Origin of the sequence: Ensifer sp. Root423, from assembly GCF_001426275.1 — a bacterium.
Lineage (GTDB): Bacteria > Pseudomonadota > Alphaproteobacteria > Rhizobiales > Rhizobiaceae > Ensifer > Ensifer adhaerens.
On sequence record NZ_LMEG01000016.1, the window covers coordinates 171,706 to 186,551 of the forward strand.

The following is a 14,846-nucleotide window of genomic DNA, read 5'->3' on the forward strand; positions in this document are numbered from 1 at the left end:
CAGCATGAAACACGCAAGGGCGTGAAGGAACGGCACTCGCGATCTGGCGCCCATGCTCATTGGCCCTGACCTCTCGTGTAAAGCGGTTGAACCGCGATCGTACTCTCACTCCCTTCCAGGCGCGTTTCGAGCAAGCGCAGCAAGGCCGCTGCGTCGAGGTCCGAATTGGCAAAGGCGGCCGCGATCGCGTCGACAGGCGCATTGGTCGCGATGACGACCAGATGGTCCGCACCGAAGGGCTTGACCACCTCCAGGTCACGCAGCTTGAAGGCATGGCTTTCGCTGCCGGCAATCTGCACGTCGAGCAGTTGTGCTTCGCCGGTATTGGCGAGGTTGAAGACCAGCATGTTGGCATAGCCGCCCTGCGGCGCCTCGACGTTCAGGCGGTCGCCGGCAAAGTAGATGTCCTTGACGGGCTTCAGCGAAACGGCTCCCGGGCTCTGCGCCGCAAGTGCTTTCAGAAAATCCACCAGGATGAATTTGTCGACCACGCCCTGGAGCCTTTTGGGCGCGACATGTTCCGCGGCGACGTCCCCGTTCGGCGTATAGAAGACACCGGATGTCGCCTCCCACCGGTAGGGCACGCCGTCGCCACCGATATTGGCAAGATCAGGCATGTCACCGACGACGCTCAATGGCAAATTGCCCGTCCATCCGGTTTCGCGCGGCGACTTCAGTGCATGCTTCGTGCCGCTCACTGTTGGCGCCACGCCGACCTTGGCGCTACGCGGCAGGGACAGCACGATTTCCTTGTCGGAGCGCGCCAGTTGCGGCGTGAAGTTCGGCACCTGCAGGGCTTCCGACTGCAGCTTGACGTTGGAAAACACGTAGTCTTCGAGTTCGACCCGCGAAATCCGCCCGTCGCCATCGCGATCGGCGGCGCCTTCCAACGCACGGGCAAAACTCCAGCTCAGGGCGCCGCGGGGCTCGCCGCCGATAACCACTTCCGGGGTCGGCTGGCTTTCGAGCGATGCGGCGAGGATCGTCACCTGCGACAGCTCCACGTCCCTCACCTTGGCGCCGGACAGCGCCTCCTTGGATGGCGGCGGCAGCTTGGCGCGCACCATCGGCGCCAGCCGCGTCTTGCCGGAGATCGAGCGGTTCATGCCGCCTGAATAACAGCTGTCGGAGACGAACAGGACATGAATGCCCTTGGCTTCCGCCTCCGCGAACCAGGCGCTGAGCTCGTTGTCGACGATGATTTCGCTCGCCGTCTCCTCAGCACGCGCCCGGTCGAAGCCCGGCAACTCCAGGAATTCGTCGAGCCCGTCCTCCTCACTGCCGGCGACCAGCTCCGGCATCTGCGCACCGTGCCCGGCATAGGTGAAGACGATCGTATCGCCGCGCTCAGCGGCCGCCACAAGCTCGCCCCAGGCCGCACGGATTGCATCCTTGGTCGCCTGTTCGTTGATGAATTGGCGGATCGGGGCGACATCCGCCGCCTTCAGCGCCTGCGTGACGTCTTGCGCATCGCGGACGGCACCATCGAGGCTTACTTCGTGCGGATACTTGTCCACCCCGACGACCAGCGCCGAGGTCGAGGCCATCGCCGGGGCCGCCGGCAATGCGAGCAAGCTCATCGCAAGCAGGGTTCTGCACAGCACTGTCATTTCCCCACATCCACATCCACGCGCCGGTCGAGCTGGTGCAACATCTCCTCGCTATAGGCGGTCGGATCATCGGGTTTGAACGGTTCGTCCTCGCCCCTGCCGACAACCGTGCAGGTGCCGGGATAACCGGCGTCGACGAGGTATTGAGCCAACGCTTTTGCACGGGCGAGCGAGAGCGCCATGTTCGCCTCGGGGGTACCTACCGGATCGGTGTGACCGATCAGGGTGATCGCGGCCGGCTTTGCCGACTTCAGGCACTCGAACAGGTCCCTGGCCGACTCGAGGCCTTCGGGCGTAAACTCGGCCGTGCCGAAGACGTAGCGCACCGGCGTCGCCTTTTTCCGGATCGAAACACCGCGATAGGAGAACTTGCAGGCGCCGCGCGCGACGAGCTTGACCGGCTTGGTTGCAGCGAGCCGCATTTCCGAAGCCAGGCGGTCCAGCCGCTCGATGTAGGCCTTGTCCGGCGCCATCCAATCCGGTGTCAGTTCCTCGTTTGCCGCATCTTCCAGCGCTTGCTGATAGGAGGTCGCCGCGGCGTCGTAATCCTTGCGCTCACGCTTGATATCGCCGAGCGCATCGAGGATCTGCCAGGGGCCGCCGGCGTCGCGGCTTGCGGCCGTCAGTTCCGCTTCGAAGGTTTCAAGCTTCGCGCCTTGCCCCACTGCCGCTGCAACCCGGTTGAAGGTTGCGAGCGCCGCGATGCGCCGGGTGAGCGCGATCTCGGTCGCCGAGCAACCCTTCATGTTTACGGGGTCGGCCGCCACCTTAGTGCCGGCCTCGTCGGCGCGGTTCAGCGCCTCGGAGGCCAGGCGAAGACCGTCGCAGGCCATGACCGGCGCGGTGAAGACCGCCAGAACCGCCGAAGCGAGGAGAAATGCTCGTAGCTGAACCATGACTCGACCATCAATCCTTGATCTCGAACGTCACCATCTGAACACTGCTGGCACCCGCGTCACCCTGCGCCCGCTTGGCCAGGTTGATCGCGAGTCCCCGTGTCGGCGGCAACCGCGACGTCGCGACATATTGGCGTGCCTTCTCCACCGTCAGCTTCTGGTCACCGAGCCCGCCGGCACGGCAGAAGGCCAGCATCGTTTCGGCGGGCGCAGGTGTGTCGAAGGTGAGCGTGCCCGTGCCCGGCTGCGGGATCAGGCGTCTCTCGCCCGGCTTAAGCGTGGTGTTGCCGATCATCACGTCCGGGATGACCTCGACGTTGCCGTTCTCCTCGACATAGAGGATTTGCAGCTCGCAGGCCTGGTTGGCGCTGAGTTCGAAGGAAAGCTCGTCGCCAACCTTCGCCGTCGTCGACTTCACGTTCAGGGCCAGCTCGAGCTTGTGGCCAGTCCCCGCATCCTCCTTGCGATAGTCCGGCACGGCGGCCGCGACCGACTGCGGCCTGTCGTCCACCATCGGCTCGGAACCGGCAATGACGATCGCCGTCGTGTCGAGCGGACGGCGCTGGGTTAGCGGCGCCATCAGCAATGCATATTGTTGCTCGACCTCGTTGCGCGGAATGGTTCCGCCCGCTTCCAGCGTCGTCACCCAGTCGAGCCCGAGGCGCAGGACATCGGTGTTTGTCACCCGCTTGATCGTTTCTGAGAATTGCTTGGGCGTCATGTCAAACTCGGCCGCCAGGGCATCGAAGTCGAGCTCGTCTTCGTACTTGTCGGCAAAGTAGGTGATGAGCTCCGCCTCGCCCGGCGCATGCTTGCTCTGGAGGCCCCCATCGGGCGTCGGCTCCGTGATGCCCAGCACCTTCAACGCGTTGACGAAGCGCTCGCGGTCCTTGCGATAGGTTTCGTCCAGTTCCTCCTGCTTCACATACATGGCAAGCAGCACGTCCTGTTGGTCCTTGCTGAACAGCGTCGACGTCTCGATCTGCTCGCGCAGCTGATCGCGTTTCGAAAGGATGCCATCGGCGTGGCAATCGACACAGGACCGCGCGTTGATGATCTCGACGCCCTTGCCGATCGGGCGCTTGCGGAAGGACACGATGGTGGTCGGCCCGACATCAAGCTGCTTTCCTGCTGACGTCGAGAGGTAGTAGCCCTGCAGGCCGTTCGGCAACGAGAAGATCATTTCGCCGCCGTCGTGCTCGAAGGGCACGAGGCCCGCGTCGAGCGGTGCCAATTCCCGAGGCCCGTGCGGGAAGCGCTTCAGCACCTGCTTGCCGATGTCGCCGCCGAAATCATAGGACTTCCAGTAGTAGCCGCCGAACGGCATGTCGTGCCGTTCGAGCATGCGGTTGTGGTCGGAAACCCCGGACGAGCCGTCGGCGAAACCGGCCCGCAACACATCGCGCCTGCGAATGTTGCCGGCCACGTCGATCTTGAAGCGCTTTTCGAGTTCGGCGATCTCGGTCGGCAACTTCATCAGCCGGTTGTAGATCTCCGGGCGCGCGCCGTTGCTCATGAACCAGTCGACCCGCATGATCGGCAGTTGCGTCGCCGTTTCCTTCGAAAGGGCCGAAAGCGACGCATCGCTCTCGGGATCAATCCCATAGAAATAGCGTTTGATCAGGAAGTCATAGTCCGCCGCGTCCCATTGCAGTTCGCGCAGATCAACGCGCACCAGCAAGCCATTGGTGCCGTCGACCTCTGTCGGAAGCACCAGCTTTGGCCCGTAGGACAGCGAATTCAGCAACTTCTTAAAGCCGCCGGCAAGCACGTCCATGCGCTTCATGAAGGTCTGGTCGTCCTCGCAGCCCATCATGCCGTTGTACTGGTCGCGATAGGAAAAGTAGCGCATGTAGGGGCGGTCGAGGGCACTGACCGTCTCGATGTCCTTCAGCGCCGCATCGACGAACTGGCCATAACCCAACATCGGGCGGGCGCGCGCCGGTTTTGCGGCCACCGTCTGCGGCAGGCTCTTTTCGTTCAGTGCGTTGATCCAGTCCTCCAGCACCTTGATCTCTTCGGCAGAGGGGCGCTTGCCAAGCGGCATGCGGCCGCTGACCACAGTCGCGTAGAGCCGTGACTTCGAGGCATCTCCGGGGGTCACGAAGTTTGCGTCGGCGGCAATCGAGGCGAGTTCGCCCGCCGGGTAGCTCCCCTGCGAACTTTCGCCCGGCCCGTGACAGTTGCGGCAGTATCTGCCGATGAAGGCATCGGCCTGCTGCGCCAGCGCCGCATTGCCGCCGCCCAGCGCTTCGGTCGCCGTATTCTCCTTGCAGACGGCCGTGACCGACTGCGCCACCGGCGCGGGGGCCTTCACTTCACGATCGGCAAGGAAGGCATAGATCGCGCGGCGATCGTCGTCAGAAAGAACGCTCAGCCCCTTGGCTATACGCCGCATCACCGGATCGCTGATCGGCGCGCCCGAGAGCTTCTTGCCTTCCTCGATCAGGCCCCTGGTGAAAACGTCGGGCGAGGCAAGACCGGCCATCTTCGTCTTGCTGATGTCGGGCGCGACCGCGCCGCTCAAATCCTTTTCGCCCTCATAGGCGCGCTCCAGGTCGAGCCCATAGGTCGTGGTGCGCGGTGTGTGGCAATCGCCGCAGCCGCCGACATTCTCGACCAGATAGCGGCCGCGCTCGGCTTGCGTCTCCTCGCGCGGCTGGTAGGCCGGCACCGTGAAGTGGCTGCGCTTCCAGAGCGTGATCGTCGTCTGACGACTGAACGGAAAAGCAATCTCATCCTCTTTCGACACTGCATCCGCCTGGGGTAACGTCTCGATATAGGCTTTGATGTCGAGCGCATCCTCCGGCTTCATGCCGCCATAGGAGGTGTAGGGCATAACCGGATAGAGGTTGTTGCCCTCGCGATCGAGACCGACCAGAACCGCATTCAGAAACTGCGCATTGGTCCAGCCGCCGATGCCATTGGCGTGCGGCGAAATGTTCGGCGCATAGAAGGTGCCGATCGCCGTCTTCATCTCCATGCCGCCGGAGAGCAGTTCGGTGTTGTCGCCGGAGCCGTGGCAGGCGCCGCAGCCTGCGGCGTTGAACATGTATTTGCCGTTGTCGACGTTGGCCTTGTAGGTGGAGAAGGCATCCTCAGCGAAGGCATCGCGCGCCGAGGCACCAGCGGGACAGAGCGAGACTGCGACCAGCGCCGCAAATGAAACGGCCCAATATCCGCGGCCAAGACCGGACAATGACGAGGCGCCTTCTCGCTTTCTCTGCAGACCGCGCATGAAACCCACTCCCTAAAACAATAGAATCGCTACTGAAATCCGCTGCACTATCGAAACTGAAATCGCTCGAATTCAACCCGCTTCGGCCGCTTGCCGAGATCTTTCAGACCTTTGACGATCGCCTCCCTGAGAGGTGGCGGGCCGCAAAACCACAGATCGGCTTCCGCCGGATCGATCGCGCTACCGTTCGCGAGCTTGGCCGCATCCAGGCGCCCGTCCACGGAGGAATCGTGCAGGACAAAAGTGAAGTTGCCGAGCTTTCCGGCCTGCCCCTCGAAGGTCTCCAGCCCGATCGCCTCGCGCCGGTCGCGCACGCAATAGACCATGTGGATGTCCTGCCCCTCGTCGCCATTGAGATGCCGCGCCATCGCCAGGAACGGTGTAACGCCGATGCCGCCGGCGAGCCAGATCTGCTTCTTGCCGCCACGGCGGTGGTTGAAGCGGCCATAGCCACCCTCGAGCTTCAACCGGTCGCCGACAGCGATTCCGTCGCGCAGGGCCTGGGTGTAGTCGCCAAGCGGCTTGATCGCGAAGCGCACGACCCCGTCGGGCTCGATACCAGCGATCGTAAACGGATGCGGCTCGCGCAGCCCAGGCTTCAGCACCCGCAGAAAACCGAATTGCCCGGGCTTGGCGCGCAAGGCACGGCGCAGCGGCCGCGCCGCAATCACCGTCGCCCCGTCCTCCCGGGCGACATCGAAGACTTCGTAGCCGCGGGTTCGGAGCCAGGGCAGCAGCTGGGTATAGGTGTAGCTCAGGATGCCAAGTGCTGCGAAGGCGTTGAGGTAGACCGCCAGAAGCGCGGTACCGTCATAGGGGCGCTTGATGAACATCTGGTGGAAGGCGACCATCACGAAGAGCAGGCCGATGAAGCGGTGCGTGTAGCGCCACAGATGGTAGGGGATCTCGATCTTCGTCCGCGGTATGATCTTGACGATACTGAGAACGAGCAGCACGACGAAACCGTAAAAGGCATATTTGCCGGCGGATGCAGCAAGCTGGTTCAGACCGCTCGTCAGCGCCAGGCCCTTGAAGTCTGGTTTCAGGAAATAGTGCACGAGGATGAGGCACAGCACCGAGATGCCTATCCTGCGATGAAAATGATAGACACGGTCGAGCCCCCCGAAGAGAGCCTCGACGAACGGCGGGCGCGCGGCCATGAACTGCGCGACGGCCATGCCGACAAAGGCCGCCGACGACGCCATCAGCGAAAATGTCGTCAATGCATTGGTGTGACTGACTGCGGGTACGGCCAGCAGCGCCGCAAATGCCATCAAGGACCAGACCAGAAACGCGCCCACTTGCATCTTGCGCCCCTCAACGCCGATGGCTGACGGTTGTTGCCTTGCCTTGTGCCTGTTGCCTTCGATCCCTAGCGACCAAGGAAACATGCAACCAGCTTCTTGCCGCAACGACCCACGCGCCTCTTTCACGCCGGGCCTTTGTTGGGAGAGTGGCAAGCACCTCTCGGTTCGTCAACACGATTCCTATTGGAAACGTCCTATGAGGTTCGTTTATTCATGCCTTTGAAATTCGTATTTTTTAAGCATTCGCTTATTTTATTGATCACATAGGCAAACCACCCCCTTTGACCTGCACAAAGCCAGGCAACCGGCGCGCTTGCCTGGTTGTATGAAATCGTGCAAGCTACTGATATATCAGAACCAAAGGAACGGCATGTCACCGCAATCTCAGGCTCACCTCGCCTATCTCGCGCTCGAACGCCTGATCGTCACTCTGAAGCTCGAGCCCGGCGCCCTGGTCACCGAGAGGCAGTTGATCGAACTTGCCGGGCTTGGGCGAACACCGGTTCGCGAGGCGATCCAGAAGCTGGCCTGGCAGGGTCTCATGGATATCCGTCCCCGTGTCGGCTTGCAAATCACCACGATCCGGCCGGACGACCAGGTGCATGTCATGCAGACGCGCCAGAAACTGGAGCCGCTTGCCGCCGCCCTCGTCGCAACGCACGCAAGCGCCGAGGAGCGAAGCGCGATGAAAGCTTGCGGTGCGGAGATGGCCACCTGTCTTGATGCGGGCGAAATGGAGGGCTTTCTCGTCGCCGACAAGGTGTTCGACGAACTGATGGAAGAAGCCTGCCCCAACCGGTTCCTGACCGCAGCACTTGCCCCGCTGCAGACACATGCGCGCCGCATCTGGTTTGCTTCGTCCTCGCCTGAAAAGATGGCCGGATCGGTCCGCCGCCATGTCACGGTGATCGATGCGATCGAGCGGGCCGACGCTGAAGGCGCGTCGGCCGCGATGGCGGACCTGATGAGCTATCTATCAGACGCCTGAAGAAACCTTGCCTGCACGAGAAGAAACAACGGCAAGCGATTGCTTTCACGGTTGTTTCTTCAACACACTTCAGGCCGTCGGCATCATGCTGCCGGTCTTCAGCCGGCGCACATGCCAGTCGAAAGCCTCTTCCAGAATATGCGGGGTCTGTCCGCCACGGGTGGCGACCGCACGATTGAAGTAATCCGACAAAAGCTCCCGATAGGCCGGGTGGCAGCAGTTTTCGATGATGACGGGTGCGCGCTCCCGCGGCGCCAGGCCGCGCAGATCTGCAAGACCATGCTCGGTCACCAGAATATCGACGTCGTGCTCCGTGTGGTCGACATGGGACACCATCGGCACGACAGACGATATCGCCCCGCCCTTGGCAACCGACTTGGCGACGAAGATCGACAGGAAGGCGTTGCGGGCGAAATCGCCGGAGCCGCCGATACCGTTCATCATGTCGGTACCGCCGACATGGGTCGAGTTGACGTTGCCGTAGATATCGAATTCGAGCGCCGTGTTGATGCCGATGACACCGAGGCGCCGAATGATCTCCGGATGATTGCTCACCTCCTGCGGCCGCAGCACCAGCTTGTCCTTGTAGGCGCGGATGTTGCGGAACACGCGATCAGCCCAGGCGCTGGAAAGCGTCATCGACGAGGCCGAGGCGAAGCTCAGCTTGCCGGCCTCGAAAAGCTCGAACGTGCTGTCTTGCAGCACCTCGCTATACATACGCAGATCATGGAACGGACTGTCGACCAGGCCGCTCAGCACCGAATTGGCGATGACGCCGATGCCCGCCTGCAGCGGGTTGAGCGTCATGTCGAGGCGGCCCTTGCGCACCTCCTCCTGCAAGAAGGCGATCAGATGGCCGGCGATCGCCGTCGTCTCCGCATCCGGCGGAGAGATCCGTGCGGCGCTGTCCTCTTTCTCGGTGACGACGATTGCGACGATCTTTTCCGGATCGACAGGAATGTAGGGCGAGCCCGCACGGCTATCGCAGGCAACGACCGGGATCGGCGTGCGGCTCGGTCGCTTCGCCGGAATGAAGATATCGTGCAGGCCTTCGAGTTCGGGACTGTGGCTGAGATTGAGCTCGACGATCACCTTCTTCGCCAGGATCGCGAAGCTTGCCGAATTGCCGACCGATGTCGACGGAACGATGCCGCCGTCTTCGGTGATCGCCACCGCCTCGACCACTGCATAGTCGATCGGGCTGATCTGGCCGGACCGCAACTGCTCGACGGTTTCCGAGAGATGCTGATCGATGAACATCACCTCGCCGCGGTTGATCGCCGCTCGCAGAACCGGGTCCGACTGGAACGGCAGGCGCCGGGCAAGAACACCCGCCTCTGTCAGCGTCTTGTCGATGTCATGACCGAGCGAGGCGCCCGTCATCAGCGTGATGCGAAACTTCTCCCGTGCGGCCCGTTCGGCCATGGCAAGCGGCACGGCCTTCGCGTCACCGGCCTTGGTGAAGCCGCTCATGCCGATGGTCATGCCGTCCTTGATCAGCGCGGCCGCCTCTTCCGGCGTAGCGATGCGATCACGCAGCGATTTGCAGCGGATCCTGGCTTCCAGGTCGGTTGGCGGAACATGACTCATCGGGCACTCCCAGAAATGGCCCACGAGGCTCATATCAGGACGGCGCGGGCTTGGTTCGTCGTGCGCTTATTTTCGCATGTCTGCGTGCGCACGCTATGAAGATTTGCAGGAGCACGATAGCCGCTCGGACCGCAGGGCGGTACGCAGAATGGGCAAGGCGGAACTACCGCCGACGCATAGCTCGATGGCATTTCGCCTTAAACGACGCGGGGCGCACCCTTGGCGCGCCCCTCTAACGATAAACTGCACAAAAAAGGGTCAGCCGACGAAGGCGCGTTCGATCACGAATTCGGCCGGCTTGTTGTTGGCACCTTCGGTGAGACCAGCGGCCTCGAGGATTTCCTTGGTGTCCTTCAGCATCGCGGTCGAGCCGCAGATCATGCCGCGATCGACAGCCGGATCGAGCGGCGGCAGACCGAGATCGGAGAAGAACTTGCCGTTTACCATCAGGTCGGTAATGCGGCCCTTGAACGGGAAGTCTTCGCGGGTCACCGTCGCGTAGTGGCGCAGCTTGTCGCCGACAATCTCGTTCAGGAACTCATGGTTCCGGATTTCCTCGACCAGATCGAAGCCGTATTTCAGTTCGGCAACATCGCGGCAGGTATGGGTGAGGATCACTTCCTCGAATTTTTCATAGGTCTCGGGATCGCGGATCAGGCTTGCAAAGGGCGCAATGCCGGTGCCGGTCGAGAACATGTAGAGACGGCGCCCGGGAACGAGCGCGTCGAGCACCAGCGTACCGGTCGGCTTCTTGCGCATCAGCACCTTGTCGCCCGGCTTGATCCCCTGCAGGTGCGAGGTCAGCGGGCCATCCGGCACCTTGATCGAGAAGAACTCGAGTTCTTCGTCCCAGGCGGGGCTAGCGATCGAATAGGCGCGATAGACCGGCTTGTCGCCGACCATTAGGCCGATCATCGCGAATTCGCCCGAGCGGAAGCGGAATTCGGCAGGGCGGGTCATGCGGAAGCGGAAGAGCCGATCCGTATAGTGTTCAACGCTGGTCACCGTCTCGACGTAGACGCCTGCCGGTGCCTGGATCGCGAAATCTTCCGTTTTTGCCGGAGCATTCATCTTAGCTACAAGTCCTGTAAATGATGACCCTGTCTATCAACAATAAGCCGATATTCCAAGCTGCGCCTTGTTGAAAGGAAATCTCTTCCAAATATAGTCGCTTTTGGGGATTTCGGCGTGCTTCACACTGTCGCGGCCAACCCTACCCTATGACACCCGGCGCCAGCTATAGGATTTAGCATCGGTCGAGGGCTTGGCGGTCGGCTGGTAGTGCACAGCAATGCCCGGCAGGCGTCCTTCGGACAAACGCTTCAGCGCCGTCGCATTGCTGACAGCGAAGCTTTCGACGCCACAGCGCAGCATCAGCGGGATCTGGTCGATCAGCACGTCGCCGACCGCCCTCACCTCGCCGGTAAAGCCAAGGCGCGCGCGCAGCAGCGACGCATGGCTGAAGGCGCGGCCGTCATTGAACGCCGGGAACGCGACGGCGACCAGCGCAAGGCGATCAAGGTGCGGTGCGAGCTTCGTCACGTCGTCTGCCGGCGCGATGACCACGCCAAGACCGGTTTCGTCGCTGTCTGCAACCTTGGCCAGGAATGCGTCGAGACCGACGATCGCCTTCTCGTTCGAGCCTGCCTTGGTTTCCTCCGTCTCGATGACCCAGGGATCATCGCCCACGAAACCGGTTTCCTTCCAGATTTTCGTCATTTCCGTTCCTCAGCGCCTCAGGCAGCTTCCTGCGCGCTGCCGTAGAGCGCATCCTTGAAGGGTTGTGGGCCGACGCGGCGATAGGCTTCGAGGAAGGTCTCTTGACCGTCGCGGCGCAGTCCCAAGTAGGTGTCGACGATGGTCTCGACGGCGTCGGTCACCTTCTCCGGTTCGAAGCCGCGGCCGATGATCTCGCCAATCGAGGTGTTTTCGTCGCCGGAGCCACCAAGCGTAATCTGATAGAGTTCCGCACCCTTCTTTTCAACGCCAAGCAGCCCGATATGGCCGACATGGTGATGACCGCAGGCATTGATGCAGCCGGAGATCTTGATCTTCAACTCACCGATCTCGGCCTGACGCTCGGGCGAACCGAAGCGGGTCGAAATTTCCTGCGCCACGGGGATGGAGCGCGCATTGGCAAGCGCGCAGTAGTCCAGCCCAGGACAGGCGATGATATCCGTGATCAGGCCGGCATTGGCAGTGGCAAGACCTGAGGCGACCAGCGCGCGGTAGACCGGCTCGAGATCGGCCAGCGCCACATGCGGCAGGATCAGGTTCTGTTCGTGGCTGACTCGGATTTCGTCGAAGGCGTATTCCTCGGCGATATCGGCAACGGCATCCATCTGCGCGTCGCTGGCGTCGCCCGGAATGCCGCCGATCGGCTTCAGCGAGATCGTCACCATGCCGTAGTCCGGGTGCTTGTGCGGCTGCACATTCTGCTGCACCCAACGGGCAAACTCGGGATCGGTCTTCTTCCAGCGCGCGAGGCTCTCCCAGCCTTCAGCACGGTTTTCGAGGGCCGGTGGTGCGAAATAGGTGGAGATCGCCTGGATGTCGGTCTCCGGCAGCTTCAGCTCGGTGTCCTTGAGGGCCGCGAACTCGACTTCGACCTGACGCGACAATTCTTCGGCGCCGGTCTCGTGTACGAGGATCTTGATGCGGGCCTTGTACTTGTTGTCGCGGCGGCCGTGCAGGTTGTACACGCGCATGATCGCCGTCGTGTAGGACAACAGGTCCTCCTCCGGCAGGAAGTCGCGGATCTTCTTGGCGATCATCGGCGTGCGGCCCTGACCACCGCCGACATAGACGGCAAAGCCGATGCGGCCGTTTTCGTCCTTCTTCAGGTGCAGACCGATATCATGGACCTGGATTGCGGCGCGGTCGCGCTCAGCGCCAGTGACGGCGATCTTGAACTTGCGCGGCAGGAACGAGAATTCCGGATGTACGCTCGACCACTGTCTCAAGATCTCGGCGTAAGGCCTTGGGTCTGCGACCTCATCGGCGGCCGCGCCGGCAAAGTGATCGGCGGTCACATTGCGAATGCAGTTGCCCGAGGTCTGGAGCGCATGCATCTCGACGCTTGCGAGCTCTTGCAAGATATCCGGCGTGTCGGACAGACGCGGCCAGTTGTACTGGATGTTCTGGCGCGTGGTGAAGTGGCCGTAGCCGCGGTCATATTTGCGCGCGATATGGGCGAGCATGCGCATCTGGCGGCTCGACAGCGTGCCATAGGGAATGGCGACGCGCAGCATATAGGCGTGAAGCTGCAGGTAGACGCCGTTCATCAGGCGCAGCGGCTTGAAGGCGTCTTCGGCAAGCTCGCCACTCAGTCGCCGCTCGACCTGATCGCGGAACTGTTCGACGCGGGAGGAAACGAAGGCGTGGTCGAATTCATCGTAACGGTACATCGGGTATCGGTTCCTCAGGCAGCGTGTTTCGGGCCGGAAAGGCCATTGTAGCCGGCAGCGTAGGGGATCGAGGGGCCTTCAGCGCGGATGCGCTCGCGCATGCGCAGCGGGCGAAGTGTGCCGTTGATCTCTTCGACGTCGACGACGTTGGCATCGACGACCTTGTTGTCATCGAACGCCTGCTTACCGGTGGCTTCGAGCGCCGTCACGGCCTCGGCATGGCGAGCGATGAAGGCATCCTGAAGCTGCTCGACCCAGTTGCCCGCGGCATCCAGCCAGACGGAAATGCCGTCCGAAAGTCGATTTGCCGTCAAAACCTTACTCACCATGACCTCTTCCTCAGTTCAAAATCTGTTCGTCGCGCCCGAAAGCGGCTTCAATGTTTTTCTTCTCGCCACGTGCCTTGCCTGCGACAAGCGGTTCGGACCGCTCGAAATTGGCGCCGGCGACGGCATCGCCGATGATGACCATGACCGGACCTGCAAGCTCGCTGCGGTTTTCGAGATCCGGAAGGTCCTTCAGCGTGCCGTGCAGCAGGCGGCGATCGGCGCGGCTGGCATTCTCGATGACGGCAACCGTCGTTTCCGGCGGAAGACCTGCCTGCATCAGACGACCGGCGACCGACGCCGCAACAGTGCGCCCCATGTAGACGGCGATCGTTGCGCCCGAGACGGCAAGCCGCGCCCAATCGGGCAGGACTTCGCCGGTCAGATCGTGGCCGGTCGTGAAGACCAGCGAGGAGGCAACACCGCGAAGCGTCAGCGGCAGTTCAAAATCGGCCGCCGCGGCGAAGGCCGAAGTGATACCCGGGACGATCTCATAGCTGATACCGGCTTCGCGCATCGCCGCCATCTCTTCGCCGGCGCGGCCATAAACCAAAGGATCTCCGGACTTCAGACGGACGACGCGCTTGCCTTCGGCAGCCAGCGTCACCAGCAGCTGGTTGATCTCGTCTTGGGACTTGGTGTGGCAGCCCTTGCGCTTGCCGACCGACAGGCGCTCGGCGTCACGACGACCCATATCAACGATCGTCTGCGGCACCAGCGCATCATAAACGATCGCATCGGCTTCCATCATCACGCGCTGGGCGCGGAGCGTCAGCAGGTCTTCAGCGCCTGGACCGGCACCGACGAGCCAGACATGGCCCCTCGCCTTCTCGGGCGCATCGAGCAGACGCGAAGCCTCACGGCGGGCAGCAGCCAGATCGCCGCCGGCGACCTTGTCTGCCACCGGCCCCTGGAAAAACCGGCGCCAGAACATGCGGCGGGCAACGCCGCGCGGCACCAGGCGATCGACGGCCTCGCGATAGCTCGCGGCAAGCGAAGCAACGACGCCGAGCGAGGGGGACAGCAGCTGATCTATCTGCGCACGGATCATCTGCGCCAGAACGGGTCCTGCCCCTTCGGTCCCGATGGCGACTGCAACGGGGGCACGGTTCACGAGCGCCGGCGTGAAGAAGTCGCAGAAGTCGGGCTGGTCGACGGCATTTGCCGGGATCTTGCGTTCACGCGCTGCAAGGACGATGCGCTGATCCTCGACGGCATTGCCGGTGGCGGCAAAAACGAGAATAGCGCCGTCGAGCTGCTCGGGTGCGAAGGCGGCCGCGACATGTTCGATCCCACGGTCACGAAGGTATTGTGCGAACTCCGCTTCCGGCGCGTCGGCGAAGACGACGATCGACGCTTCGGTGTTCAGCAGCAGCCGCACCTTGGCAAAGGCTTCGTCGCCATTGCCGAAAACCGCCACGCGCTTTTGCGCGACGCGAAAGAATGCGGGGAAAACGGCGAGCTGCTGCGACATGGTCTGGCGG

11 protein-coding genes are annotated in these 14,846 nt (G+C 62.5%); 1 reads left to right on the forward strand and 10 read right to left on the reverse strand.

The window, feature by feature from the left end:
- Nucleotides 1-56: 56 nt before the first annotated feature.
- From ASD01_RS17160 to ASD01_RS17175, 4 genes are read right to left on the reverse strand one after another with little or no spacing between them, the layout of a single operon-like run.
- Nucleotides 57-1,610: a caspase family protein gene (locus tag ASD01_RS17160; protein ID WP_082572996.1), complete on the reverse strand. Its 1,554-nt coding sequence runs from the start codon at nucleotides 1,608-1,610 to the stop codon at nucleotides 57-59.
- Nucleotides 1,607-2,506, reverse strand: coding sequence for an OmpA family protein (locus ASD01_RS17165; protein WP_034795701.1), 900 nt, complete (start codon nucleotides 2,504-2,506; stop codon nucleotides 1,607-1,609). Before ASD01_RS17165 ends, ASD01_RS17160 begins: the two co-directional genes overlap by 4 nt.
- Nucleotides 2,507-2,516: 10 nt before the next feature.
- Nucleotides 2,517-5,744, reverse strand: a complete 3,228-nt coding sequence (locus ASD01_RS17170) for a c-type cytochrome (protein WP_060644189.1) — start codon at nucleotides 5,742-5,744, stop codon at nucleotides 2,517-2,519.
- 47 nt (nucleotides 5,745-5,791) lie between these two features.
- Nucleotides 5,792-7,051 carry a ferredoxin reductase family protein gene (locus tag ASD01_RS17175; RefSeq protein WP_034795708.1) on the reverse strand — a complete coding sequence of 420 codons (1,260 nt, stop codon included), beginning with the start codon at nucleotides 7,049-7,051 and terminating at the stop codon, nucleotides 5,792-5,794.
- Nucleotides 7,052-7,421: 370 nt separating this feature from the next.
- On the opposite strand from ASD01_RS17175, the gene ASD01_RS17180 reads away from it, so the two are divergent.
- Complete coding sequence (locus ASD01_RS17180; RefSeq protein ID WP_034795711.1) at nucleotides 7,422-8,039, forward strand: GntR family transcriptional regulator; 618 nt, start codon at nucleotides 7,422-7,424, stop codon at nucleotides 8,037-8,039.
- A 69-nt stretch (nucleotides 8,040-8,108) separates the two neighbouring features.
- On the opposite strand, the gene ASD01_RS17185 is transcribed toward ASD01_RS17180, so the two are convergent.
- The 6 genes from ASD01_RS17185 to cysG form a co-directional block, all read right to left on the reverse strand.
- Nucleotides 8,109-9,629 carry an acetyl-CoA hydrolase/transferase family protein gene (locus tag ASD01_RS17185; RefSeq protein ID WP_034795713.1) on the reverse strand — a complete coding sequence of 507 codons (1,521 nt, stop codon included), beginning with the start codon at nucleotides 9,627-9,629 and terminating at the stop codon, nucleotides 8,109-8,111.
- Nucleotides 9,630-9,887: 258 nt separating this feature from the next.
- Nucleotides 9,888-10,700: a ferredoxin--NADP reductase gene (locus ASD01_RS17190; RefSeq protein WP_034795721.1), complete on the reverse strand. Its 813-nt coding sequence runs from the start codon at nucleotides 10,698-10,700 to the stop codon at nucleotides 9,888-9,890.
- A gap of 147 nt (nucleotides 10,701-10,847) precedes the next feature.
- Nucleotides 10,848-11,348 (reverse strand): DUF934 domain-containing protein, encoded by a 501-nt coding sequence (locus tag ASD01_RS17195; protein WP_034795725.1) that lies wholly within the window; start codon nucleotides 11,346-11,348, stop codon nucleotides 10,848-10,850.
- Nucleotides 11,349-11,365: 17 nt separating this feature from the next.
- Nucleotides 11,366-13,036: a nitrite/sulfite reductase gene (locus ASD01_RS17200; RefSeq protein WP_034795728.1), complete on the reverse strand. Its 1,671-nt coding sequence runs from the start codon at nucleotides 13,034-13,036 to the stop codon at nucleotides 11,366-11,368.
- A gap of 14 nt (nucleotides 13,037-13,050) precedes the next feature.
- A complete protein-coding gene (locus ASD01_RS17205) occupies nucleotides 13,051-13,365 on the reverse strand; it encodes a DUF2849 domain-containing protein (RefSeq protein WP_034795732.1) in 315 nt (104 codons plus the stop codon).
- Nucleotides 13,366-13,375: 10 nt separating this feature from the next.
- The gene (gene cysG / locus ASD01_RS17210) at nucleotides 13,376-14,836 is read right to left on the reverse strand and encodes a siroheme synthase CysG (RefSeq protein ID WP_034795735.1); all 1,461 of its coding nucleotides are present in this window, start codon (nucleotides 14,834-14,836) and stop codon (nucleotides 13,376-13,378) included.
- Nucleotides 14,837-14,846: the final 10 nt, after the last annotated feature.